Source organism: Duganella vulcania, assembly GCF_009857655.1.
GTDB lineage: Bacteria > Pseudomonadota > Gammaproteobacteria > Burkholderiales > Burkholderiaceae_D > Rugamonas > Rugamonas vulcania.
The window spans coordinates 504,377-530,338 of record NZ_WWCX01000001.1; the positions used below are offsets into that span (position 1 = coordinate 504,377).

At 57.7% G+C, this 25,962-nt stretch carries 21 protein-coding genes; 8 read left to right on the top strand and 13 right to left on the bottom strand.

What is annotated here, in order from left to right:
- Positions 1-35: 35 nt before the first annotated feature.
- On the bottom strand, positions 36-218 hold the full coding sequence (locus tag GTP90_RS02815; protein WP_161082047.1) for a hypothetical protein: 183 nt from the start codon (positions 216-218) through the stop codon (positions 36-38).
- Between the two features lie 147 nt (positions 219-365).
- On the opposite strand from GTP90_RS02815, the gene GTP90_RS02820 reads away from it, so the two are divergent.
- Complete coding sequence (locus GTP90_RS02820) at positions 366-899, top strand: site-2 protease family protein (protein ID WP_161082048.1); 534 nt, start codon at positions 366-368, stop codon at positions 897-899.
- Positions 900-932: 33 nt separating this feature from the next.
- Here the strand turns inward: GTP90_RS02820 and GTP90_RS02825 are convergent, their stop codons facing one another.
- The 3 genes from GTP90_RS02825 to GTP90_RS02835 all read right to left on the bottom strand — a co-directional run bounded on the left by GTP90_RS02825 (position 933) and on the right by GTP90_RS02835 (position 11,972).
- Positions 933-1,745: a hypothetical protein gene (locus GTP90_RS02825; protein WP_161082049.1), complete on the bottom strand. Its 813-nt coding sequence runs from the start codon at positions 1,743-1,745 to the stop codon at positions 933-935.
- Positions 1,746-1,872: 127 nt separating this feature from the next.
- The gene (locus tag GTP90_RS02830) at positions 1,873-6,954 is read right to left on the bottom strand and encodes an Ig-like domain-containing protein (RefSeq protein WP_217431930.1); all 5,082 of its coding nucleotides are present in this window, start codon (positions 6,952-6,954) and stop codon (positions 1,873-1,875) included.
- 20 nt (positions 6,955-6,974) lie between these two features.
- A complete protein-coding gene (locus tag GTP90_RS02835; RefSeq protein ID WP_161082051.1) occupies positions 6,975-11,972 on the bottom strand; it encodes a hypothetical protein in 4,998 nt (1,665 codons plus the stop codon).
- Positions 11,973-12,223: 251 nt separating this feature from the next.
- Between GTP90_RS02835 and GTP90_RS02840 the strand changes: the two genes are divergently transcribed.
- A complete protein-coding gene (locus GTP90_RS02840; RefSeq protein WP_161082052.1) occupies positions 12,224-13,099 on the top strand; it encodes a PD-(D/E)XK nuclease-like domain-containing protein in 876 nt (291 codons plus the stop codon).
- An 18-nt stretch (positions 13,100-13,117) separates the two neighbouring features.
- On the opposite strand, the gene GTP90_RS02845 is transcribed toward GTP90_RS02840, so the two are convergent.
- The 3 genes from GTP90_RS02845 to istA all read right to left on the bottom strand — a co-directional run bounded on the left by GTP90_RS02845 (position 13,118) and on the right by istA (position 16,560).
- Positions 13,118-13,942, bottom strand: a complete 825-nt coding sequence (locus GTP90_RS02845) for an SDR family NAD(P)-dependent oxidoreductase (RefSeq protein WP_161082053.1) — start codon at positions 13,940-13,942, stop codon at positions 13,118-13,120.
- A 315-nt stretch (positions 13,943-14,257) separates the two neighbouring features.
- Complete coding sequence (gene istB, locus GTP90_RS02850; RefSeq protein ID WP_161081684.1) at positions 14,258-15,025, bottom strand: IS21-like element helper ATPase IstB; 768 nt, start codon at positions 15,023-15,025, stop codon at positions 14,258-14,260.
- Between the two features lie 11 nt (positions 15,026-15,036).
- Entirely contained in the window at positions 15,037-16,560 is a 1,524-nt protein-coding gene (istA, locus tag GTP90_RS02855) for an IS21 family transposase (protein ID WP_161081685.1), read from the bottom strand.
- 182 nt (positions 16,561-16,742) lie between these two features.
- On the opposite strand from istA, the gene GTP90_RS02860 reads away from it, so the two are divergent.
- Positions 16,743-17,918: a M23 family metallopeptidase gene (locus GTP90_RS02860; RefSeq protein WP_161082054.1), complete on the top strand. Its 1,176-nt coding sequence runs from the start codon at positions 16,743-16,745 to the stop codon at positions 17,916-17,918.
- Positions 17,915-18,304 carry a hypothetical protein gene (locus GTP90_RS02865; RefSeq protein ID WP_161082055.1) on the top strand — a complete coding sequence of 130 codons (390 nt, stop codon included), beginning with the start codon at positions 17,915-17,917 and terminating at the stop codon, positions 18,302-18,304. The genes GTP90_RS02860 and GTP90_RS02865 overlap by 4 nt, the downstream gene beginning before the upstream one ends.
- Before the next feature lie 175 nt (positions 18,305-18,479).
- Here GTP90_RS02865 and GTP90_RS02870 read toward each other — a convergent pair whose 3' ends face one another.
- The 3 genes from GTP90_RS02870 to GTP90_RS02880 all read right to left on the bottom strand — a co-directional run bounded on the left by GTP90_RS02870 (position 18,480) and on the right by GTP90_RS02880 (position 21,081).
- Positions 18,480-18,851, bottom strand: coding sequence for a hypothetical protein (locus tag GTP90_RS02870; RefSeq protein ID WP_161082056.1), 372 nt, complete (start codon positions 18,849-18,851; stop codon positions 18,480-18,482).
- A gap of 668 nt (positions 18,852-19,519) precedes the next feature.
- The gene (locus GTP90_RS02875) at positions 19,520-19,819 is read right to left on the bottom strand and encodes an H-NS histone family protein (RefSeq protein ID WP_161082057.1); all 300 of its coding nucleotides are present in this window, start codon (positions 19,817-19,819) and stop codon (positions 19,520-19,522) included.
- A 959-nt stretch (positions 19,820-20,778) separates the two neighbouring features.
- Complete coding sequence (locus tag GTP90_RS02880; protein ID WP_161082058.1) at positions 20,779-21,081, bottom strand: hypothetical protein; 303 nt, start codon at positions 21,079-21,081, stop codon at positions 20,779-20,781.
- Between the two features lie 396 nt (positions 21,082-21,477).
- Here GTP90_RS02880 and GTP90_RS02885 point away from each other — a divergent pair, with 396 nt between their 5' ends.
- On the top strand, positions 21,478-21,840 hold the full coding sequence (locus GTP90_RS02885) for a hypothetical protein (protein WP_161082059.1): 363 nt from the start codon (positions 21,478-21,480) through the stop codon (positions 21,838-21,840).
- A gap of 30 nt (positions 21,841-21,870) precedes the next feature.
- Complete coding sequence (locus GTP90_RS02890; protein WP_161082060.1) at positions 21,871-22,254, top strand: hypothetical protein; 384 nt, start codon at positions 21,871-21,873, stop codon at positions 22,252-22,254.
- Positions 22,255-22,269: 15 nt separating this feature from the next.
- Here the strand turns inward: GTP90_RS02890 and GTP90_RS02895 are convergent, their stop codons facing one another.
- The gene (locus GTP90_RS02895; RefSeq protein WP_161082061.1) at positions 22,270-22,899 is read right to left on the bottom strand and encodes a hypothetical protein; all 630 of its coding nucleotides are present in this window, start codon (positions 22,897-22,899) and stop codon (positions 22,270-22,272) included.
- Between the two features lie 348 nt (positions 22,900-23,247).
- Here GTP90_RS02895 and GTP90_RS02900 point away from each other — a divergent pair, with 348 nt between their 5' ends.
- Positions 23,248-23,508 (top strand): hypothetical protein, encoded by a 261-nt coding sequence (locus tag GTP90_RS02900; protein WP_161082062.1) that lies wholly within the window; start codon positions 23,248-23,250, stop codon positions 23,506-23,508.
- A 63-nt stretch (positions 23,509-23,571) separates the two neighbouring features.
- Positions 23,572-24,150 (top strand): ankyrin repeat domain-containing protein, encoded by a 579-nt coding sequence (locus tag GTP90_RS02905; RefSeq protein ID WP_161082063.1) that lies wholly within the window; start codon positions 23,572-23,574, stop codon positions 24,148-24,150.
- A 36-nt stretch (positions 24,151-24,186) separates the two neighbouring features.
- On the opposite strand, the gene GTP90_RS02910 is transcribed toward GTP90_RS02905, so the two are convergent.
- Together GTP90_RS02910 and GTP90_RS02915 are read right to left on the bottom strand one after the other, a co-directional pair.
- Positions 24,187-25,161: a diguanylate cyclase domain-containing protein gene (locus GTP90_RS02910; protein ID WP_161082064.1), complete on the bottom strand. Its 975-nt coding sequence runs from the start codon at positions 25,159-25,161 to the stop codon at positions 24,187-24,189.
- A 9-nt stretch (positions 25,162-25,170) separates the two neighbouring features.
- Entirely contained in the window at positions 25,171-25,962 is a 792-nt protein-coding gene (locus tag GTP90_RS02915) for a hypothetical protein (RefSeq protein ID WP_161082065.1), read from the bottom strand.

Below are 25,962 nucleotides of genomic sequence, written 5' to 3' on the forward strand. Positions count from 1 at the left end.
TACACCGCTTTTGTTTTCAAAAATCTATCCAATAGTCACAGGCACAGGCTGGTTTGGACAGTGACTAGGGCTTTGATCGTCAAGGCGCTGATCGAGAACCGATAGATGGCCGCAGCGTCAAGCAATTTCAACACACAAGCGGACAAGGTATTTTTGCCGAAACTGAAGTCTTGAAGACCGCGACCAAAACCTATGACGAGCGCCTTTTGCGCGATCATTCGGCATCAATAAATGGACGCCAGCGGACCACGAGCAACCAAAATTGCAGCAGAATAAAATATACTTGAGATAGTAAAAAAGGATCGTCGGGAACAGCAGATAGAGCCTTATGCCATCGACTAAAACCCTGAGAACTGGAGCAAAAAATGGAATTCGCGTTGCGATTGATTTTCGCCATTGGCGTCCTTTGGACAATGGTCGTTTTCCTTCTGGTTCTGCATGAATATGGACACGCCTGGGCGATGAATAAAGTCGGCATCAAGGCTGAAATGATCGTCATCGGCAGCGTCAAGCTGTTCGAATTTAAACTCGACGGCGTCGTTCACCGCTTTGGCCTCCTGCCGCTGGTGGGTTCCGTGACGTCGGCTGGTTACATGCGCGCGAACATCAACAAACGCGCGTTCGTGGCCGCGGCAGGCCCCTTGATGTCTTTCGTGATCGGACTGGTGTTTATATTCGCCGGGATGATCACCCACACCTGGCTGGCTGTCGTATGTGGCAAGTGCAGCATCTTCTTGTGCGTAACTAACCTGATTCCCCTTCCCCCGATGGACGGGTGGCCGATGCTGGAATGGGCGTTGTACAGGCGCGGGATCGTGGTGAAGGAATTTACCAAACGCCGCTTGCTGGCCGTCGGTTGGGTGGTGATCGGCGTGATCATGTTCCTGTCGATAGTGTAGGACCTGACTGGTCCTACACTATCGACTGTTGCGCTATTTCGGAACATCGACCTGCGCAATAGCCTCGCCCATCTCCCCTGCCGCCGAATTGGCAAACTCGATATAGCTTTGAAACTTCAGGTGATACAGCAGACTACCGCTCGGGCTGATGAGGTGCTGCGCGTAAGCGGCAAATTCATCGTCGCTCAGGTCGTCAAAAGTTGCCATGAAGCCCGCGATGGCGGCGTTACGGGCGATCTTTTCAGTTTGGATGTGCATCCCCGACAGAATAAACGCAATATCGTTCTTGCTCTTTCGGGCCTCTGGCGCGAGCACTTGGTTCATCCCGAGTAAAATGCCCCCTACTACCGCCTGCTGCACGTCCACCATCGCGCGCGAACCGGCGATTGCATTGTCGACCCGGGTAGCCCAACTGATGCGATTGGCCGGCGCGGGCCCGGCTTCGTAACGCTTGGCGAACTTGGCCATCACTTCGTCGCCCTGCCCAAACTGCTCAAGCAGCCCAAGAACCTTCTGGCCCAGCGCAGACCGGCAAAACGCCAGCTCCGTGCCGGCACTTTGCGGGTCCAACCCTGCCTGAAGACGCGTGCGGAAGAGCTTGAGCACTCGCCCCTCGGAGAACATCGACTGCGACAAGCCCTTCCCCTTTTCGAGCAAGTACGTCTGACCAGAATCTCGCAGCTCTGACATCATGCCCGCTTGCGACTGCTGAGCGAAGGCGCGGACCTCGGCATCGATATGGCACTCTTGCATCAAGGGCGCGAGTACCCGCTCGTCGAGCAGGACCGGCGGCGCCGGCTGCGTCAAGTTCGATGCAACCCCCGGTTGAGCGACGGCCAACATCATGGCAAGGCTGCCAGTCAGCGCAAAGGAACGCAGAGTCGACGATGAACATAGTGTCATGGGAATTATTCCAACGTGAGAGCGAAGTTTGATTAGGAAGCGCCTGCGACACTTCCCAACCTACGAACTATTACCGCGATATCGTCTTAGTCACCGTCGTGGTATCGCCAGAATCGTCGGTGCAATACATGTCGACGACAGCTGGGCTGTCCACATGCGCGAAGTCGACGGTCAGACGATTGCCCGTTGCGCCCTGGGCCTGACCATTGATCGCCCAACGATAACCAACCACCTTTCCGTCCGCGTCGCCACAAGCAGCAATCAACCCCACAAACTGGGTGCCACTGATCGCCTTAGCGGTAACGTCGCACGACGGTGGATGATTCGGGACCACCGTCAATGTCCACGTGCGGCTCGCCGAGGCACCAAACTTCGAGGCCATGGAGATCGTCAACTGGTGATCGCCCGACGTAGGCAGCGCGAACGATGCCGCGCCCGCCCGGTTGTCGACCGGGGTGCCGTCAACCATGACCGTAAAGCCCAGCACCTTATCCAACGGATGGCCGCCGGTCACTGACGCTCTGGCGTTGACTTTCACCGGCACACGCCACATCGCGTTACTTGGCGCCATCTTCACGTCAATGTTGAACGGCGGCGCGTCGTACGCAACCAGATCCTGCGCCACAGTTGTGCTATTGCCGCGCGTGTCGGCCAAAGTCAAACTCGTTGGGTAGGTGGCACCTTGCGGGAGCGATAGCTGGGCAGTCGCCGCCTGGGTTTTTACCACCACGGCATTCGGGCTAAAGTTCCAAGTCAGCGTCAATGGTTCCGCCCCATATTGCCAAGCCAGCTTCGGATTGTCCATGACCACAGTGAGCTTGGCCTTGGACGGTGCATATGTGGTATCGCGCGCAACCTTCATTGTCCACGTCGGCCATATGTACTTCCAGACCTTCGTGCCCATCGACCCACTTCCCGTCGCGCCGGCCGAGTCGTAACGTTTGACCCATGCCGTATAGCTCACAGGACGCTTCTCACCCGTGGGGCTGACGTCGGAGTCAACCGGTGTCCACTCCAACCTGGTACCGGAACGCTTCTCGCCGCTAGGTAGGGTCCATTCGCCGTCCATCTCCAAATTGGTTGGATTGGCACCCCATGGCGGTTGCACACTGGCCTCGAACACTCCAACCTTCCCAACCTCAAGCAGCGCAGGCCCGGCGACGCGTACCTTTGGCGTGGCTGGTGCTGCAAATGTCACCGCTGTCTTGAAGCTAACCCACGATGCGCGGTCGTTAGGATCAGAGATCGCCAGGCGCGCACGAACGATAAAGTGGATCGTCTTTGGGCTATCGGACGACACAGTCACGCTTGTGCCGGTTGCCGTCGGCGTACCATCTTCACGTTGCCACTCGACGACTGGCGTCTCATCGATCGGCCCACCCTGGAGGCCGGACTTGACGGTACCGCCATCCCTGACCACAGCGTTGAGTACGACGTCGGTACCAGGGAAGGAGACCTTCGGGCCTTCGATCGAAAGCAACGGAGCCTTAAACGTCACAATATCGATCGGAGCGCTTTCAGAGGTCACTCCGCTAAACTTGTTGGTGAAAACGCCTTTTACCTTGAAGCTGCCAACTGCAAAGTTACGCGTGATCCGCGAATTCTTCGCCTCACTTGCGTTACTGATTTGCGACCAAGTGACGCCGCCGTCCACGGATAAATAGAAGTCTGTGGTACCGAGGGCCGCAACATCTTCCCTGGCAGCCATTTGAACGCCGACACTGATGCTGATTGGCGCCGGAGAAGACGTCTTGCTCGCCACTATCTGGCCGGCCAATGGGGTGCCCTTGCTGATCGCGACCGTATGCGGATCAGATTGGATCTCCTGGGCAAACGCAGGTTGTGGTGATTTCAGGTCCGCCACGGCGACAAGCGTGGGCGGGGTCATGGAATTGATCGCGGGAACCGATACCGTCGCTGCGCCATTGACCATATCGACAGCATCGGTGAGGAACCGCAGGGTCTTGTCCGCGTTGACCTGCGCGATACGCACGGTCCACTGCCCAGCTATCTGGGAATCATAGACTAAAGCTGGCCCCTTCTCCTGAACGCCAATATGGACATTGACAGGGATGGTCGCATTATTCAGGCCGACCGCCGGCACATCTAGATTGATGCGTACCCTGTCCGTTGGTACCACCAACACCTGGATGACCTTTTCCGTAAAGACCGACGGCAGTACGGAATAGGCGCTCTTGACGTCAATGGTATGCTGCGACCACAAAGGGGATGCAGCAAGTTCAATCAGGCGCGAGCCCTGGCCGGCTATGGTGTCAAACTGCACGGCGGTGCCGGCATCGATCGTGTAGGTCGTATGAACACCCGAATTCATGGCATCGACCGTCAACTTGGCTGCGAAGCCGCCAGTGGAAGGAACACTGAACGTGGTCGCGGTCTGGCCAGTCGGCGACGACAAGTCCAGCAAGGGAGGCAGCGGAGCGACCGATGTGAACGTCTTGGAACCGCTCGCATACGGCACCTTGTCGCCATTGGTGCGCAGCACCGAAGCCGTCCACGCGATCTGCTGGGTGCCAGTCTGCGTAGGCGAACCGACCAGCGCCGGACTTGTTTGCTTGGGTTTTTGGGACAGGCCAGGCGGCAAGCTGGTCCACTCCAGAAGGCACTTTAAGGGCTTGTCCTGTGACAGACTTGCTTGGACTTCATCCTGGCTGGTGGACAAATCACAGAATTTGTCACCCGGAGCATCCAAAGTTACAGCCATCTGCTCCACCACCGCATGTGGTGACCAATTCGACGAATTGAGCTCGTAGTACGCACGGGTCATGTCGAGCAACGCCATGCTGAAGTTCGTTTGAGTGCTGATATTCTGGACCGTATCGCTGATGGTGGCCACGGCGGTATAGTTCGCCGACGTCACACCTGAAAACGGTATGTTGATCACCTGGTCGGTACCAAACGGGATGTTCTTGAACGCCGACGAAGAGGCGCTGGCCAGGACGTTGGCCGGTTGAGCGCCGTTAAAGAGTTGCAGGTTCAACGTCGCATTCTTTGCGCACGAAGCCAGCGTGTACTTCAGAGCAGCGACGCCGGAGGCGATCGCGGGGTACGGGGACAGCGTCAGCGATGTCAGCACGGGCTGCGGACAGGCCACGGCCACAGTTCCCGTTGCAATGAGAGGTGTCCCACCCTTGTCTGTCACGCTGTAGCTGAAGGTATCCGTGCCAGTGAATCCATTGGCTGGCGTGTACGTAATACGATTGGACGCAGGGTCCACGGTCACGGCGCCGCCAACCGACGGCTGGCTCAGAAGATTGACCACGAAGGTGTCGGACTGATTCTGATCGACAACTGCGGGAATCGCGGATCCTGATCCATTGTAGTCGGCCTTGATGGTGACACTACTGGCAGAAATGGGTATGTTCACGTAGCCGACATCAGACAGGTTGCCCGTCGATTCGCCAAGGATATTCTTAGCCGAGACCGTGAAATAGATGTTCCGGCCGTCACGCGCGCCGGAAAGCAAGGTAATCGCGTCTGCGCTGGCGTAGTAGGCATTGCTGCAGGTAGGAGCAGGTTGGCCGGCTTGCGGCGCCGGGAGCCGGGCCGGGTCGCACCACACCATGGTGGATGTTTGGGCCGCGGGAACCTCTTGCACAAGGATGCCCTTGCTTCCGGCAGTGAGCGACGCATACACATCGTACGTCGTGGCGCCGACGGATGGATCCCATGTCAATTGAACGTTGTTATCGATGTTGCCGTCGGTGGCATTGACGTGCTTAGGCGGCCCTGGGATGGCCGCCAGACTGTCAACCGGCTCCATGATGAAGCCCTTACTGGCGACCAGATGGCTTGAAGGAATGGCCGCACCTTGTGCGGCGTTACCACCGCTGGCGGTACCGGAATAGTATATGGTCAGATTGGTGTTTGCATACCAGGTACCGTTTTGCAGGGTCGCGTAATTGCTGATCATGGACAGCGAGGCAATGTTAGTCGCGACCTGGACCCAGCTGGACGATGATGCCGGGCAGCCAGGCAGCGACAACATGCAATTGGTATTCGTGCCACGCGCATAAACGATGCCGTCAGTGGTGACCGCCTGAATCGCCTGGGTGGCTGCGGTGCTGGCAATGCCGGTGGGGTCCGCCAAGGCGATTTGCTTGTACGAGCCAGCAGGCAAGGAGAGCAAGCTGTTTAAGTTCGTGAAGTAGGTGGTAGTGGTGCTACCGGAATAAGCGTCGTCCGAACCAGCATAGGACATCACATTTCCGGGCGTGGCGAGCAAGACCTCGCCAGTCTTCAGATAGACCAGTCCTCCATCAACATGGTCCGTCGCATCTGCAAGACCGACGTACGGCTTCGCGGCCATCGCGGCAGTCGGAGTAAAGCGCGACGAACTCTTGTAGAGGAAAATGTTGTAGAGCGCCGTCATCTTGCCATTGCTATCAAACGCAAACGGTGCTTGGTCAACCGACGAGGAACTATAGACCGCGCCATCCGCGCTGAAGAAGTGCAAGTTAGCGATGTGGCTGGGATTGGTGCTGATCGCTGTGGTTGCGTTCGTGGCATATACCATAGCGGTGATGGTCTTCCCTGGGAGAAACTCTGTGAATCCGCCCGCCTGGGTACCCAGCTGAACGTGCCCATCCTTGGTAAGGATGTACAGGAAGTTTGCTGCCGGAGGGCAGCTGCCGCCGCAAGAACTGGATGTGGTCGTGAAGTTTGACGCGAGGACGAAGTCCTTGATATTCGACGCGATCTTATACCACTGCCCGGGCGTCGGCGCGGTGTTCCATAAACGCCCAACGACTTCGGTGTTTTGCGTCCACAGGTCGCCATTACCCAGCAATACGAACTGACCCGGGGTAAATTTGACGATTTGATCGTGGGGGAAGGTGTTGTCGTACATCGGCGCGGTACTGAACAAATCGCCGGTACCTTTCACATACCAATGACCGTCTGTGCGCATCAGAATGGCGCCAGGAGAACCGGTCGTCAGTAACCGAGGCGTGGTGGCACCGGCTGAAGCCATTGCGCCAAGCAACAGGGATGCGACCACAATATTCCGTACGAGAGATGCAAATGGGAGACGCATAGGGAACCTCTTCAAATCCGAGAAACCACGGTAAATGGAACGGAACCGCTTCAACTGGAACAAATCCGGCCCGCGGGCGATGCCGCGCGAGCCGGTCAAACAACTGCGAGCGTTACTGCTTAAAACTGAAGGTTCACCGTCGCAGATCCGGTACCGCCGCTGTCGTCGGTTGCCTGCACCGTAGCGGACAAGGACTGGCCGGGATCCGGCATAGGGAGCGACACCTTCGTACCGGTACTGCCCACTTTGGAGTCATTCACCCACCACTGGTAGCCAACCACCTTGCCGTCAACATCGCTGCACGTTGCCTCCAGCCCGACGCTGCGCGTCGACACCGACGTCTTGCTGGCCAGCTTGCACACCGGCGGCTTATTGGCGATGACCGTCAAGGGGAACTGCTGCACCTGTGTTGCTCCAAAAGTGGAGGTCAGGCTGACCTGCAGCACATGGTCGCCAGCGGCCGGCAGCCTGAACTGCGCGCCGGTACCCTTCGAGTCAATCGGTTGACCATCGACCGCAAATGCGTAGGACAGTACGTGATCCGACGGATGGCCTCCGGTCGCGCTTGCGCGCACCGTCACGTTCACTGGCTCACGCCAGAGGGCATTGGAAGGCGACGTCTTCACCGAGATCACATAAGGCAGCGCCTGGATTGCCAACAAATTTGTGTTAAGCGTCGTCGAATTGCCTCGGGTATCAGCCAAGACCAGGTTGACTGGGTAGTTGCCCTGAGCGGCGAGGCGCAACTGAGCTGCCGTACCCTTGTTCCTCTGAACATCGACTGAGTCGGGGAACGTATAGGTGACAGTCAGCTTTTCATTGGCAAACTGCGACATCAACTTCGGATTGCTTTCCGTGACATCGAGCTTTACGACCGACGGTGCATAGGTGGTGTCCTGTTTGATCACCCACTGGAAATCAGGCCAAATATACTGCCATACCAACACACCGATGTCGGCAGTCTTAGATGCGCCCTTATCATCGTAGCCATTGACCCACGCGCGGAAGTGCAGTGGTTTCTTGTCAGGCGACGCGTCGGACGCATCAGGAGTCCAATTCAGGGCCATGCCAGGCACCACAGTGCCGTTAGGAAGGGTCCACTCGCCATTGACCTCGTTGACCGACGTCGCCGGCGACCATGGGGCCGTCACCCGGGCGGTAAAGGTACTGACCTTCCCGGTTTCGGCGCGAACCGGACCGCTTAATTGGATTTTCGGAGAAGCAACCGCCAAGAACTTAACCACTAGGCGTTGGGTGGTCCACACCGTTGGGTCAGACGGGTTGGCCACGGCCGAGCGGGCGCGCACGATCACGTGCACCGTCTTGGCGGTGTCCGATTCCAAACTAAGCGAGGAACCAACCGTCGGCGTTGTAGCGCCGTCCACCAGCCACTCCGTCACGGGAGCGTCGGCACCGGTCATGTCAACGGCAGGCTGACCTTTTTCGGGAGCGAACAGCGCCTTCAAATTGATGGGAGTGCCCGCAAACGCGTTAACGCCACCAGACACGGTCAGGATGGGCATCACGTAGGAGACAACATCGATCGTAGGAGATTCACTGGTGATGCCGGTGTTCTTATTGAGGAAGATGCCCTTCACCTTGTAGGCGCCCGACGCAAACAAATGGACCATACGACCGGAAACGCTTTCATCAGGCTTGCCGATCTTGGTCCAGGTCGTGCCGCCATCCGTACTCTGATAGAAGTCGGTCGACTTCAAGGCCATCTTGTCGTCCTTGCTTGCCATCTTGACGGTGACCGTGGTGACGAAAGGGGCCTGGCCGGAAGTCTTCGGTATGACCAAGGCGCCTTCCAGCGCACTGCCCTTTTCGAACGTCAGCGGCTTGAAGTCCGAGTAGATGCGCTTGCTGTAGCCACTCACAGGCGACACAACATCCGCGATCGCGGTGATCTTTTGTGGATTCATGGTATTGAGCGGAGGGGCGTTGATCTGCGCCACACCATTGACCGTTTGCACTGGGTCCGTGATCGGCACCAAGCTGCCATCGGCGGCAGTCTTGGCCAACGACACCATCCACACGCCGTCAACTGCCTGGTCGTAGGCGCTACCAGGAATGCCTACGGAGACCGACATCGGGGTCGGCACGTTGTCGAACGACGAAGCCGGCGCCGTCAGCAGCGCTTTGGTCTTTTCATTCGGCGAGGTGAGCACGTCCACCGTTTGTTCGGTAAAGATGCTGTCCTTGTTCGAATACTGCGTATGGACGAGCAACGAATGATGCGACCATAGATCCGTTGCGCCCATGTCGATCGTGCGTGTGAACGTACCCTTCGCGGTCGAAAATTGCTGAACAGGGCCTGCGTCGATTTGGAACTTGGTCAGGACGCCAGCGCCGTTCATGGCGTCGACCGACACCTTGGCCACGCTACCGCCATTGGCCGGCACCACATACAACGCAGTGCCGTTAAACGGGGCGATCGATTGCGTTGGATTGACCGGCCGCGCGGCCGCAAACGTCTGCGTCCCGTGTTTGAACGTGACCTTGTCACCACTATCGGTGAATACCGATACCTGATAGTCGATCTCCTGTGCGCCCTCTGCGATCAGTACCCCGGTGAGCTTGGGCTGATCCGAATCCTTTGCCTGCACGAGACCGCCGGGAACATTGACCCATTCGAACTGGCACACCAACGATGCGCTTGGGTTTGCGGTCAATGCGGTGGAGCTGCTGCGGGCAACGGTATCCTTCATGGACAAGGTGCAAAGCGGTGCACCGCTATTGGTCGACGTGACATTGATCGAGTCAACATAGGCACGCGGCGCCCAGTTGTCCGCCGTCAGGGCGAAATTGGTGGTCGTGAAATCTGTGATCGCGAACGGAAATTCCTGCGTCGCCGGATGTTTCCAGGTGCTATCGACCATCGTCACGACAATCTTGTAGGTGTTTGGCACGACACCGCTATAGTTGACCGACACCTGCTGGTTCGTGCCGGTTGGCAGCTGCGTCATGCCAGCGTCACTCTGCACCAAATTGCCCTGGATCGTATTGCCCAGCTTGAGTTGGAGGGCGATGCCCAGGTTCGTCGCGCAGGCCGGCGCATCGTACGTCACGATGACCCGACCGCTGTTCATCACCGGCTGCGAACCAAACTTCAAGCCCTTAATCGTGGGCGCCGGGCAATCCACGTGGATATTTGCAGGTTTCGTGAAAGAGGCACCTGCCAAGTCAGTCGAGGTCACGAGGAACGAGTCGTCACCGGTAAAATTCGCCGCTGCGGTGAGCAAGAAGGATCCGTCGCCCTGCTTGGTCACCTTACCAGCGTTGGCTGGCTGGCTCGCGATGGCGGTGGTGTACACCTGCCTGGTGCCGTACCTCAGGTTGGCGTTGTCGAATGTTGGGGAGGCGCTGCCGGTACCGTTGTAGATACCGTTAATTTTCATGGTCATCGAGTCGAGTGGCATGCTGGGATAGCCGTCATCCGAGCCGTTGACCGTCCCTGGTGTCAGCGGATAGCCATTGCCCACAACCTTGAAGTAGAGCTTTTTGCCGCCCTCCGGTCCTGCGAGCTTTCCTGCCCAGAGCGTTTGATTTGCGGTGCAACCACTGCAAACCTGATTGGTATCCTTCACCGAAAACTGCACGGCAGAACCGTTATAGGACCCACTCTTAATTTTGGTGGCGTCACTGCCGTCGGAATTGGCACCGACGTAAAGATCGAACGAGGCGACGCCGGGTACGAACGGAACACTGATCGATACGTCGGACTCCACGGTACCGTCGGTGGCAGTCACAACGATAGGCCCGGAAATGCCATCTGCCAGCGTGTGCGCCGGCGACTCATCGAGGAAGTTGTAGGCGCCCATGGGCGTGATTTTGGACGGCTGTACCACTACCCCAACGTTGAAATTGGAGTTACTGCAGGTCCTATCTGAAGGACAAACAGGCTGTGCACCCTTATAGTAAATCACCTTGTCCGATTTGTAGTAGTACAAACCCAGGTAGGTTGCAGCCATCGACGTCACGCCGCCGCTCACGAACGGCGTCCAATTGTTGACAGGTGCGCAGCCGTTACCCAACATGCAGGAGGTGTTGTTGCCTCGCACGTAGATTTTCCCATCAGTCGTCAACACGTACCGGTCCGTCGTGCCGTCCAGAGCAGAGGTCATCTGAATATCCTGGACGTTAGGTGGCATATCGGACGCGATGGCCATCAGAGCGGGATACATGCTGTAAGGGCCGAGCGTAAAGACCGTGGCCGACATGTTGGGGGTCAGCGATACCACTTCGCCGGACTTCAGAATCAAATAGCCTAATCGACGCGATGCGATCGCGTTGTCCCAGGTATAGCCCTTCGATGTCGCCAATGGCGGCAACGCCAGCTGGGTGGTAAGAGCCGTCAAAGTGGGAGCCTGGAACATCCCGGCAGATGCGTACGTATAAAACTTGGCATCGGTTTTCCGATAGCAAACAAACGTACTTGCGGAGGCGCGACCGCCAGACATGGAAGTGCCGCTTGAGTACGCGGCATCATCGTAACACCATGAGATGCCGTCGAAGCCGGCGTATTGGGTCCAGGCGGCGCCAGCGCAAGTCGTGCTGCTGCAAGTGTTGGACGATGTCGACCAAACCGTGCCGTCCGATTTGACCACCCGCATCGACACGTACGAATTGCTCCACCCCTTGGTGCCATCCATATTTTGCAGGGAAAACTGAGCAACCCCGTCATTGATCTTGCTATAGGTCGCGTTGTTGGCGTAGCTGACCGTCGAGCCGTACTTGATGGCGCTGACGCTGGCAGCGGTTATGCCATTGCTGTACAGGTCACCATTCGAGAGCAACACCACCTCGCCGTTAAAGGGGTCGCTGTCGCGCTGGATGATGTTAGACGTGAAGAACGGTACACCGGCACCGTACGCAGCCTCGTAGTCGCCAAAGCTCATGTTCATGGTGCCGGTGATCGTCAACGGCCGCCACTGGAAGATGTTGCCGTTGCTTCGAGTATACGAAATTGGAGGACCGATATGGCTGTGGTCCCAGTTATACGGATCGATCAGCGTCGGATTCTGCCCGAACGTCTGCGCTGAAGCGGGCCCGCCCAACATCGACATGACCAACATCAGTGTCGATATCATAAATGATAGAAATTTTTGCATCATTGCCCCCGGCAAAAATCGGTCGATAGTGACTCGACCACTCTATCGACCAATGACCGTGAGCAGTTTTCGTAAGCTGACCATTTAGGGCGCGCGACATGCAAATAGTTGGCGCCGCCCTGCTATTACTGGGGAAAGTTGCCACGAAGAACGAGAGAGGCTGCGTCGACTGCGGGCAACGGGCGCAAGTCAGCCAGAATTTGCGTCTGGCCAAGCCAACGGTATATTGGCCAACTAACGACACGGGAAACGCCATGCAAGACATCTCTCAATTCTTGTCCAGGTTCGGCCTGCTCGAACGAGAAGGCATCTACCCTGACATGAGCCACGAGGATTACCACGCCGACCGCTCGGCTGTGAATGGCTCAAAGCTCAAACTAATGCTAAAGTCGCCGCGGCTGTACCTCAGGGCTCCAGCGTGTTCCGCGAACACACCGTCGACAAGCCTCGGTTCGGCTATCCATGCCGCATTGCTGGAGAGCGACCGCTTCAGCGCCCAGTACATCGTCAAACCGACATTTAACCGCCGCACCAAGGCCGGCAAGGCCGACGAAGCGGCATTCGTCCGGGACCATCCAGGGAGCTTCTTCATTAGCGCCAAAGACGCCTGGATCATCAAGAACGTTCGCGAATCGGTACTCCAGCACCAGGGGGCACGGCGTTTGCTCACGCGCGGTGTCGCGGAGCGCGCGATGTTCTGGCGCGATGAACGTACCGGATTGATGTGCAAGACCAAGCCCGATCTCGAAAGGGACGGCATCATCGTCGACATCAAAAGCACGACCGACGCCAGCAAGCAGGAATTTCGCCATAGCATCGCCAGACTTCACTACGACTTGACAGCGTTCATGCAGCAGCTCGGCGTAAAGCGGATCACCGGCGAAACCAAACAAGTGGTCTACATCGCCGTGGAGACCGAGGAGCCATTCAACACAGCCGTCTACATCGCATCCGACGCGCAGCTTGCGAGCGGCCAAGCAAAATTCGAGTTCGCTACGGATAGGCTAAAGTATTGCCTGTCGACCGGCGACTGGTTCGGGTACCAACCTCAGGGAATCCCTGAGGAAATCGATGTGGCAGGTTGGGGCCTGCTTCAATCACAGCCTGTAGGTACCATCGCGCGCATATAGCGAATACCCGAGCTCGGCTCAAATCTTATTCTGCAACATGCGATCAAGAGTTTGGGCTGGCAACAGACGCTTCAACATTGCGAGGACTTTGGTCAATACCGTCACCCGGTACCTTGCTTTGGGGCGCCGCGCTGTCAGCGCGTGCTCCAGGGGCGCCATGCAGTCTTGTGGCATCAGTGTAAACCGGACGGCGGCGCCAGGCTTCTCAAGCCTGGAAATGAGCGCCTGGTAGTTCCGCCGATGCGCACTGCTCCTTTGATCCACCTCCCGCGCGAAATTGACGAGCGATGTCGCGCGAAAGCGCGTCAGGATTGGGCCCGGCTGCAGCAACGATACGCGAATATTGGTGGTCGCCAATTCGAGGCGCAGCGTATCGCCCAAGGCTTCCATGGCGAATTTCGACGCGGCATAGGCTCCACGATAGGGCATGGCAACAAATCCCAAGACGGAGGAGTTCAGAACGATCCGACCGGTCGCGCCATGGTCTCGCATATGCTTGATTGCCAGTGCCACCAGCTGGTGCGTACCGAAGAAATTGGAGGCGAACTGAAGCTGCATTGTCCTGCGGGACAGATCCTCCAATGCGCCCGGAAAAGCTTCTCCAGCATTGCAGAAAACCGCATGAATGCGGCCGCCAGCGAGGCCAACCGCTTGCTCGAATCCCGCCGACACCGAATTCTCGTCGCTGCTGTCCAACAGCACGGCGGGAAAGCCCTGCTCCTCAAGTAGTGCGACGTCAGACGCTCTTCTGGCCGAAGCAATCACGGTGAAGCCGCGGCGCCTTAGAAATTGACAGGCCGCTAGGCCTATGCCGCTTGAGCAGCCTGTGATGAGAATCGTCATAGAGGTACATTCGTGTGGGGAGGGAAATGGAATCCTGTCGCAACATTGTACGAGCCCATAACAGCGTTGATGCGCCGTAAAGTAACCACTTCGAACGCTTCTCACCGGAAATCAAAGACCCGAATAGTGCTCCAATAGTCCTATCGAACCTTCGAGGTCCGCGATCCCAATATCGTGTCAGTCATCTCATGAAACTAAGCATATTTTTGATCTGGTTGGGTGCGTGCGTATTCCGGCGAACGTGACCGGTCATTCCGGGGAACGTGACCGCTGCGCATGAGATGGCGTTACGCGGTCAAATTCTAATCCCTGCGGTCACGATGGGTCGATATTTTTCTCCTTATTGGCTGTGTTGGGTCGTTGGGCGCGCAGCGAATCACCGGCCAGCGTGAAACGGTGGTTGCGCTGCATGACGCGGTCCAGGATGGCGTCGGCGATGGTGGCATCGCCGATCCAGGCATGCCAGTGCTCGACGGGCAATTGGCTGGTGATGATGGTGGCCTTGTTGCCGGCCCGGTCGTCGATGATCTCCAGCAGGTCCGAGCGCGTCATGCCGTCGATGGCACCCATGCCCCAGTCGTCCAGCACGAGCACGTCGGTCTTGGCCAGTTGCAGCAGCCATTTGCCGAAAGCGCCGCTGCCGTGCCGAATGCGCAGCTCTTCCTGCAAGCGAGGTACGCGCTGGTAGATGGCGGAGTAGCCACGCCGGCAGGCGTACTGGGCCAACGCGCAGGCCAGCCACGATTTGCCGGCGCCGGTCGGGCCAGTGATCAGCACGCTGTGGCCGGCGCCGACCCAGTCGCCCAATGCCAGGCTCATCACCGCCCTCCGGTCGACGCCGCGACCGGCGCGCGCATCGATGTCCTCGATCGCCGCCTGGCCGTATTTCAGGTGCGCGTTCTTGAGCAGCCTCGCCAGCTTGCGGTCGTTGCGCGCGTGGATCTCGCGATCGATCAACAGCGCCACGCGCTCCTCGAAGCTCATCGCGGCCATGCCCGGTTGCGCCAGTTGTTCTTCAAGGCCGGCCGCCAGGCCATCGAGCTTCAACGTGCGCAGTTGCGCCAGGGTGGTATGCATCATCATGGTCTCGTTCCTTATTGGTAGTAGCCGGGGCCGCGCAGGTGGGCATGCTCGGGGCTGACCCATTCGGTAGTGGTGCTCGGCGCGCTTTGATCGCGGTTGTTCTTCAGGATGTCGTTTACGTGGCGGTACTGGCAGGCGCCGATCTGCAAGGCCAACATGCAGGCCGCCTCCAGCCTTGGCTTGCCGTAGCGCTTGGCCAGCGACAGCAGGCCCAGGCAGGCCCGGTAGCCATGCTCGGGATGCTTGTTCTCGGCCATCAGCCGCGTCACCGCCTCGGCGCTGGCCGGGCCGACACTCTCGCCCCAGTGGATCAAGCGCTGTGGCGTCCACTCCATGTGGGCGCGGTGTGCCGCGGGCATGTGCGCGCCGATGGTCGTGAAGCCGCCGGCGCGGCTGCTGCGGGCGTGGCTGGCAACGCGCTGGCCGCGATGCAGCAGCTCCACCGCCGCCGTCGTGATGCGCGCCTCGAGCACCTGGCCAACCAGGGCTTGTGGCACGCTGTAGCGGTGGCGCTCGACCTCGACGTGGTAATCGATATGTACCTTGACCGTCCTGAAGCGGGCCATCTCATAACGCTGCAACGGCAGTGCCTGCAGGGCCGGCGCATCGATCTCGGCAAAGGTGCTGGCGCGGCTGCCAGGCAGCTTCTGGAACGGCTTGTCGTTCAGTCTGGTCAGCAGCGGCGCCATCGCCGCGTTGACCTCGTGCACATTGCCGAACTGCTGGTGGCGCAGGCGCGCCATGATCCACCGCTCGACGATCTGCACCGCCGATTCGGCCTTGGCCTTGTCCTGTGGATGGTAGGGGCGCGCCGGCAGGATCGAGGTGCCGTAGTGGCGCGCGAAGTCGAGCACGGTATCGTTGCCGCGCGGCTCGTAGCGGTTGGCGTCCGAGATCATCGCCTTGGGATTGTCGGGCACGATGAGCTGGGTCACGCCGCCGTAAAAGCTCAGCGCCCGCGCCGTCGATTCGAGCCAGTCGGCCATGGTCTCGCGCGGCGTGGCGCAGGCGTAGGTGTAGCTCGACGCGCCCAGCGAGGCCACGAAGATGTGGGCGCGGCCGCCGTCGGTGAGCGCGATGGTGGGACCGGCGTAGTCGATGAACAGCTTCTCGCCGGCGCGGTGCACCTGGCGCATCGAGCGCTTGAGCTGCTTGGCGAAGCGGCGGTAGTTGTCGCAGAACTGCGAATAGGAATAGGTTTGGCAGTCCGCGTAGTCGGTGCGGTGCTCCTCCCACAGCAGCATCAACGTCATGCCCTTGCGGCGCAGCTCCTGATGCAGGCGCCCGTAGTCGGGTTGCACATAATCGCGCGCCTTCTGGGAGCTGGTCATCAGGCGCCGCTCCAGCGTCCCCTCGTCCATGCCTTGCACAGCGCTCCAGTCCAGCTCTGCGGCGGCGGCCAGGCCCGCGTACTTGGTCACGACACCCTTCGACAGCCCCAGCGCGTCGGCGATCTGCTGGTGCGACAGTTTGGCATCGAGCTTGAGCCGTAATACGTCCTTAATTTTACGCATATTGATCCTTGGTGCGGGCACGCGGTCTCCAGTAAAAATCTGGAAGCGTACCCGTTCGGTTGCAAAATGCGTAACGCCAATACTGTGCTGTACGTCGCCGTTCCGGTATCGTGACCAGCCATTCCGGTATCGTGACCGTTGATTCCGGACGATGCTCGAAATCGGTCACGTTCGCCCGGAATGGGCGGTCACGTTGCGCCGGAATGACTGGTCACGATACCGGAATCACTGGTCACGTTCGTCCGGAATACCCAGGTGCGCTCGCACTGTCGGGAACCGCCCACGCGTACCCATTTCGTGTTCAAGTCGACAAAAGGCCGACACAGTCCAATGTCCTTGGCATCAACCACGGCTACGCGCCTGTCACAGTCGTACTCGAGTTCTCGGCCTTGGCAGCAGATAAAAGCAACGTCAGACCACAGGATGTCCCGACGACGACGCGCAGGATCCTGGTCCCGGCAAACACCACAGTGGTTCTTACTGCTTTGCACCCAGTTGACCCTTCCCTGCCCTACTGGGCCAAGATCAGGCCCACATGGTACTTCGGCGACGAGAGCATCAAGACGCCTGAGCCGGCTATCTACCGGCTGCCGTACCCGGACGGTGTCAGTGCCAAGACAAGCAGGTCTTTGGACGCATTGCACGGAAACTTCAAACACCAGTTCGACATCGACTTCGAGTTGAAGGACTGGACGCCCGTGTGTGCGGCAAGAGCCGGCATCGTCTTCGAAGTCAGTGGCATACAAAATGATGATGGAGAGCCTTCTGAGCCGAGGCAAAGTGAGTTCACCAAGGAGGACCCTTTAAAGGGAGACTTCATTAGGGTCTTGCACGATGACGGCACGTACGCCGAGTACGCCAATCTGATGGGATCGAGTGCGTTGGTTCGACCCGGTCAAAAGGTCGGCGAGGGTGACAAGATCGCATACGCAGGAAACAGCGCCGAAGCCGCCAGATCGCATTTGCACTTTGGCGTGTACCGACTCACGCCCGTCACCGGATCGGAGTCCATGCCTTGGCTCCTAAAGACCAAACACGCGCCAAAATTCAGGCCAGACCCTGAACAACTGTACGTGGCCGACTACAGTGACAAGTCGGACAATCCGCAACCGGAACCGATACAGCACCAGGCCCCCCAAAGCGGTGGCCGATCGGATGTTGGCGAGACGTTCAACGGTTCAATGCAAAAGCACAGCGAGCCAACGATAGGCGTGGTCCACCAGGAAGACAAGGAGGAGCCCAAGAGCGCAGCGGAGAAACCAAGGCAGCCCAAGTGGGCATGGGCTCTCATGGGCCTGGGCTTAGTGGCAATCTTATGGTATCAACGGAAAAAGACAAGGCCGTCACAAGGCCAGGCTGCAACGCAGGAGAAACAATGAAGTACTGGAAAAACCTGCTGGGCATCGTCGTCGCAACGATACCCGTGGTGGTCATGGCAAGCAATCTCTGGGTGGACAAAGACCCAATAAAGACAAATCCGAAAGAGGACAAGCGGCGCCGTATGGCATTTTTGGAGCGTTGCCATACGCAATATGCCGGGAAACAAGCCGACGTGCCAGCTTGGTGTCCATGCGCGTACGACTTTGTGGTGAGGCACGACTACTACGTCAACTACCTGGCCTACAAGTCAAAAGGGCAGGAGATGCAAGTGGCGCTACGCGATTTTGCGCCGAGGATCGTGCGTGAGTGCGGATGGGTGGAAATCGTCGAACCTGAGAACAACCGAGTACCTTTGCCGGTTCCGGTACGGGGCAAGGACCAGTAAGCTGCATTCCCGCCGACTTAAATTCAAATGCAGACACCAGTGCTGCGTTCACTACCAGGGTGGTGGAAGTGACCGTCGGCCGAAATCGCCATGGTCACTTCCGAGGTGATGGAAGTGACCTCGGCCGAAATCGGCTTGGTCACTTCCTATACTATTGAAACACTACTTCAAGCTCTTACTCGCGAACAATGGCGCGATAGGATTGAATATTGAGGTAAACCATCTTGAAAAGCAGGACCAGTTCATGGTTTTGCGAGGACGGACCGACCAGGATATATTTGAGTACCCAGAGGCAGGACGACGTCACCGCAAACCGCCACGACCAGGCAATGTAACAAACAACAAGACACGCAACAGTAATTACGAAGAACCACACGTAGCGCATCATTCGATTGTACGAGTACTTCTGAAGAGGACACTCGTGCAGATCAATTAACCACGGATAAACGCGATCCGCGAAGAACAGACGAGCCATGCAAAACGCGATGTACGCCAGCGAGCTGATGCACAGGTATTCGACACAGAGCCAAAAGAAGTCGGTAAGCATAGTGGTACCTTTCTGTCCCAAAGGACGATAGAAAGAGCAGGCACACCATGTCCCTTGAGGGATCACAATGGGTCCCGCTCGGGATTGAAAAAGAAATGGCCTGGCTAAAGCAAGCCAAGCATTGATGATGCTGCGGTCAAGCACCCGTAGTGCACGCCTCGAGCAAGCTAACCGATAAGTTGGTCAACCTACAGAAGCGAGAGAACGCAGGGAACAAGACCGGCGGTCGAAGCCGCAAGCATGGATGGGTGGAAAAAACTGCAACCCTGGAACGGTGCACGGTGAGATACAAGCCGTACAATTTCTGCCTCCGCGATGGAGACCTGGTGCGAGACACACCAGCGTGACGAAGCACAAGAAAATAGGTGGAAGAACATCAATACGTTTTAGCAAGCCGACGTAGGCTTGATGAAAGACATTGATGAGGTCAGATGGGGCGAACAACCCGGACGGATCGAATCTGGAGTGTCGGACTGCTATGCGCTTAGCGCCGCGCTGGCGTAGCAGGAATATTGCCTGCAGTTGCGGCGAACGTCAACTAGAACCTAGACGACGCAGCACATCATCGCTGGCGGCAAGAACCGTAGTGGAGAGCTTTCCGCCTGCATGATGGAGATCGCGGCCGCAACACCCGAATACATCACTGGTGATTGGGCCGCTACGTACGATCAAGCCGCCGGCCGAATCAAATAGTCTTCCTTGTTTTTCCCGTCTAACCATTTGGGCGCCCGACCGCGGCCAGTCCAGGTTTGGCCTGTCGCCTGATCCTTGTACTTAATGTCGACCGGTTTGCGCTCGCCTTTGGGCTTCTTTTCTTGCGCGCCAATATCGCCAAGGGTCAAATCAAAGGTTTTCATGAGAGTGCGAATGGTTACCAAAGCTTCCGCGCTTTCGTTACGCCGAGCTTCTTCCATCTTGAGCTCTAATTCAGCAATGTCTCGCTTGTATTCCGCGAATGATTTCGTCATAGATCTTGTCTTTCAAAACACTAGTTGGTAGGGCACTAAAAGCTGGCCAGCTCCAGGTCAAGAAGAAAATACAGACGCCACTCGACCAGGACTGGTCTCTATACCGTCTCTTATCAAAGTAACTAACTGGTCCGATAGATATTACTGCATGGCCATTCTAATGACGAAAAATGGACCCGTAAATATCTTTTTTCAAAAATGCAAAATGGCCATGTCTTAGTTTGCACCTAATTGCCACTCACGGTAACGCACGTCCAACCAATTTGAAACAATGTGCCACCCGGCATGACGGTTGCATCGATCCCAGGTCGTGCGGTTAAATGCAGACAATGCGCAATACCGACTACCAGGCAGTGGATAGTGCTTCATCAGATGCGTTACACGCCGCGCCAGGAAGTTCTGCTAATGGCACCGAGCCCTACCGATGGCCATGTCATTGGCACGACCGAACATGTCTGCGCAAGCAGTATCCCGGCCACCCGAGGCATACCACGAGCGTATTCGCCAGCGCACTACTGGACAATGGCTAAGCGGAATAGTCCCACACCTGTAAGCGTGGGGCGCCACCAAGTTCATCCAGGAATGACATCCCGGTAAATCGCATATCTCGCTCGTGAATCCATTCAACTTTGGCGAATCTCAGTTGATCCGTTTCGTTGCCATCATCATCGAAAGCGCGCGCGACGCCTTCGCTAGCGTCCCAGGATACTGTTCCAGTAATAGCCGGGGGATCAACGGCTTGCGTGCCATTCCCTCTCACCAATTTTCGGAGAATTCCCATCCAATGCCTCATGAAATAGAGGTGAACTTATAGAGAGTAAGTTCACCCCTACTTCATACCTCACTCGAATTGCAAAATCAAAATGCGGCGTGCGCCACTCGGAAAGGCGCAGCTATGGGCGCCGAGAACCACGTCGGCACCACACTCCACCCAGAACCCAGGGATTGCGGGCGTTAAACTACTCGTCTCTCTCCTCCATGTCGTCATCATCAATGACTTCGTAGTACGAACCTGCTGCGATCGCATTGCGGGCAACCAGATAGCCTTCCCGATCCACGGAGGAAAATACGCTGGCAATCACGCGAACGCCGTCAATCAGATGAACCGTCCAAATCGTCCCCGATTCTTGTTGCCTGACATAAGCCAATTCCTTCTCGCCGAGATGAAACATCAACCCTTCCAGATCAGCCAGGGGATTGAGATGGTTTTTAATCGGTTCAAAGCGCTCTTTAAACTGTTCGAAATTCATCGTATTGGACATGCATAACTCCTTGAAAGAAAGCGCCGAATAAATACGACGCGAGTGGACGAAAAAGTGAAAGTTGCGACCTAGGGTCGCAATTGAACCACCACGCCAAGCGGGTAGTAGAAGTGCACGAGGCGAGTGCTCGCGTTAGTGGGAAAGACGGTCGAGAACTGCAGCAAGAAGACCAGGCGTAGGAGGCAAGTGCCAGAGGCCGAGATTCAGCTGGATAGTAGATGAGGATGCGCTTAACGCCGCGCGGGCGCACAACAATACGACGATAGTGCCAAATCAAAACACAACGGTCAATGCCCTCGTTACTTATCGCTCCAACCCAATGGGGAACGTTAAGCGGCCCCAAATGGTCGTTTCAACCAGCACCGCGCGCACCTGGAGTCGGCCTACAATCGTGCTATGGCCAGACTACTCACACTCTTGTTAATTTCGGCTGCAATTAGCGCCTGCAGTCAGCAAGCTCAGCCTGAAGTCACCGATGTGATCCATGACGACAGCAGAGCTTATGCTCACCGCGTGGACAACGCCATTCGCTTGACCGCTATGATTGATGAGCGCATCGACCGCTCGCGTCGCGCTAGCGGCGAGCCACTTTCCTCCACGCCTGCGACGACGCAGATCGAAGGCAAGGAGTCCTCCTCCAAACTCGGCGATGAACGGCGTAAGAAGCTCGACCCGGACATTTGCCCATTGTCCACTGAAGAGGGACGTGCGCTCCTTGCGCAGACCCCAGAAGGCCGAGCGCTGCTGGATCAGCAATAGCAGCCCCAGTTAAAGCAACAGGAAGACGACATGATCGAAGGATACGCCTTCACCAGCATTGCCAAGGACATCACTGCCCTCTGTGAGGCTACGGAACAGTTCATCGCCGCAACGGCATCGGGAAAGTCGGCTCTCGCGTCTGGCCACGTGATGGCGATGGCACTGTGGAAGCGCAAAGTCGAAGACAGCTTTGACGAAGTTCGACTACAGGTCGAAACCGACGAAGGCCTCCCATGGGGAAAGATATTGAATGCCTCGATGGAGTTTAGTCAGCTGACCCGGCAACTGTCCAACGAAGGCGACGATTACCCCACCGTCGATGAATGCGCAGCCAACCTGCCCGTACTGCGCCAGTTTGCACGCGCCCACTTTAATGAACTGCTCGCTTGCGAAGTAGCAGCATCGAACGCGTAGCGTGAAGCTTGTCGTCTATGCAGCGGCCACGGGGCGCGCCGCGCCAGGGCCAAATAACGCTGCGACAAGAGGATCACGCCCGACATCACGCCTACCCTGGCTCGTACGTCTGGCGACACTCGAGCCGGCCAGGTGCAGCCGCTGGCCGGCCGCAGCCCGCTCGAAACCGTTTTGATCCGATGTCAATGGCCCTTCGCGCCGGCGCCGGTGTTCGGCCACTGTACCGATCTGCAGCAGCGACTCGCGCGCCAAGCCTATCGGTAGCGCCAACTGATAGCAGTGCTTCTGCTTGGCACCGCTGCTATCAGTATTATCAGCAAGCTCGATGACGCCCACCTCGCGCAGCGTGAAGACGTACTTCCTCGCTGCTGCTGCGGTCACGCCAAGCAGACGCGCAACCTCGCCGGTATCCAAAGTGGACCGCTCCAGGGCAGTGAGGATCATCTCGAAATTCGCGCGGCGGACTCGAGCAGCCTCCTGCGCGCCACGCCGTGAACCCACGGCCGCCGATGGCCGGGGCGACTCCGTGTCAGTACGGCCTGCCAAGCGTGGATGAATTATCGAGCCGATGCCGTATACTTCGGCATCTGATAACGAGTTAGAGATATCGGCGAGAGAGTCTGCCCTGCAGCCAATGGTCGACATGGGACACCCGGAGGGGAAAGCTGACGATTTCCCATTAAAGCACGTGCAAACGACCCCTTGTCCGCGTAAAACCACCTCCAAGGGACACTTACCCCAAAAAGAGATGACCTAGCCTGGCGCTAGGTGGCGCTACTGTTAGAAGGCAGTGAGACGAAGGCCGGCACCTGCCGAAAACCAGGACGAAGGCCAACAATCAACGGCGACCAGCTGTAATATGCTGGTGCGCTCAAATACAATTGATGCGGGAGAGACTTTGTACGAGATCAACCAAACAGCTATCTACCTAGGCTATGCTGAGATTGCAGGTGCCGGATGAACCAATCGTCATCGGCACATCAAGGACAAGGCATGACCCTGCAGACACGATATCGCCACGTGGTGTTGAGCTTCGTTGGTCTCCTTACATGGCTCGCGCTATTTGATACGCGAGTTGCGGATCTGAGCGATCTCAACTCCCTGCTCCCATTGGTGCTGCTCTCTGTGCCAATTGCATCCTTGGGCAAGGCGGCGTTGCATCGGATTGAAAGGCCTGCCGATCTGGGGCCGACTGCGTTGACCGTGATAGGCCTGGGAATGCTCCTGTTAGCCCATCGCGCCGCGCTCGCATAGTTTAGAGGGCCCGCCCTCCCTTTAATAGACGACAGCCTGAAGACCAAATTGGAAAGGTACTATATGCATCACCCCCGCATACCATACCGCGCTGGCTGGGCGATGCCGGCCGCGAACAAGAAGCCCACCGCGAACCAGGCGGCGTCGAACGTCATCGACCTGTTCTTCGATCATCTGAAGGCAGGTGCGCTCGCGAAGGCGCGATCACAAATAGATCAAAACCGCCGCCTCACCATCGCTGAAGGGCTCGATGGTTGGACTGCGCTGTTTTACGCCATCCACTACGACGCCCCGCAGGCAGCTCAGGACTTCGCGCTGCTAGGTTGCGACGTCAATCACACCGACGACAATGGCGTGACGCCGCTGATCCTGGCGGCTATCGAGGGCAGCCTTGGCTGCGTTGAAATCCTGCTGCGCTTTGACTTCATCGACATCGACACCCAGTGCGAAACGGGCGCCACCGCCCTGTCTAACGCAATGGAACTGGGGCACAACCACATCGCGCGTGCACTAATGCAACGTGGTGCGAGCATTCTGCTTGGAGAATCGGGTAAGACACCCGTGGAGTTGGCAAGGACTTCCACTTTGATTCAACGCGATTTGCAGGCGCTGGTCGCTATGCGTTACCGCCAAATGAACTGACCGTACGCCAACCACGGATGACTCGCCGCCGCGCGCTCAAGTCTGACCAATCGATGGCGCGGTAGACTTGCCGGCGACATCACGCAGCGGTTCATCAGCACACGTGGACACACTACCCAAGACGGCGTTGAACGAGCATGCGCGATTCTTACCCGATCGCTTCGCGCTGTACATGGCCGCGTCAGCGTTGCGTAGCGCTGCCGCCACGCTGTCACCGGCATGAGGAATGATGGCGATCCCGATGCTGGCGCCGACCGTGACGCTGCGACCGTCAATGGTCATAGGACGAGACAAAAGTTCAAGAATTTTGTTGGCGATGACAACGGCGCCAGCGGGCGCCGCAATCTCGTCGAGGACAATCGCAAATTCGTCACCCGCAAGGCGACATACCGTGTCAGCTTCGCGCACAGCGCGCTGGAGTCGCTGTGCGACCTCAATCAACAATCCGTCGCCGACATGGTGTCCATGCTCATCATTGACCGCCTTAAAGCCATCCAAGTCAATGAACAGCAGGGCGCACAAAGTACGGCTGCGCAGCGCGTGGGAGATCGCGTGCGCAAGGACGCTTTGCAACATCGGCCGATTTGCCAGTCCGGTCAAAGCATCGTGATGGGCGTTGTAGGACATTTGCTCGATTGCCGAGCGCAACACGCTGACATCGTGCATGGCCACCAAAAAATGCGACGAGCGCCCCAGCCCGTCTTGCAACGGCGTGACCACACATTCAAACGGTCGAGGTGCTTTGTCCTTGGCGGCAGCGAACAGTTCCCCGACCCAAGTTCCGCCTTCGAACACAGTTTGAAACAGGTTGCGAAAGAGCTCCTTGCGGCGCCTATCAGTATGAAGCAAGCCAGGTACAGCGCCCCGAATTTCGTCCAGTGCGCTACCAACCAAACGTTCATATGCATGATTGGCCCACACCGTACGAGACGACCTATCGACGATTAACATCGGGTTGGCGGCCATTGTGAGCGCTTTGGCCAGCAAAAATTGTGAGGGGTCGACGAGCACGCGAACCTCCTAAGTGGACAGGCTGGTAGCCTGGCCTGCAGCCAGTGGATCGTCCCTACCCAGCAGTACAGGGCCTGGGACGTAAGTATTGACCAGCCGGCCTGCATCCTTCTTCTTCACACCGGTGCATAGCACCTGGCCCTGTTTGAGGTCGCTCAGATAGGTGTACAGATTTTGCAAGCTGACCTCCGGCCGCTTGAGCAGCCTGTGAATTTCCCGCGCTGTTGGTGGTTCGACGCTACGCAAGACGACATGAACGATGCTTTCTACGATCGACTCACACACCTGGCCATCCTGAACCACGCTGCCGGAGCGGCGTTGACGCTGGATCTCGGGCAGCAGGGCAAAGGCGAAAACCTGGTCGCGCCGCGCGTGTAACACGGTGCTCGGGTTCTTGATCTTCTGTCGCATCATGATCGGTGCCGGCACGTCAACGCACTTATTGAGAAGACGTCGAACCACCGAGGAAGATGCATCCGGCCGCCGCTCATGAACCGCTGTCGTGATCTCTACGACCGTCATCAACCGCCCCCCTTTGCGCATGACATCAATGACCACGCGCAGCAGACCACGCACGGAAGATCTCGTGCCGTCCCCTGGTGAAGAACCGATGACACTAAGCGCTGGATTCTCGTGCAACATGGATTCGCGAAATAGCAGCTTTACCCGCTCGCGAACGCGGGCCCTGGCGGCGTTGTCCAGCTGGTGGTAGGCCTCGGACATGCTGGGGCCGACGTACAGTGAGACCATGCCCGATGGATTTCCTGACGCCTTGCGGGCGGCGGTGATCACCGAAGCCAT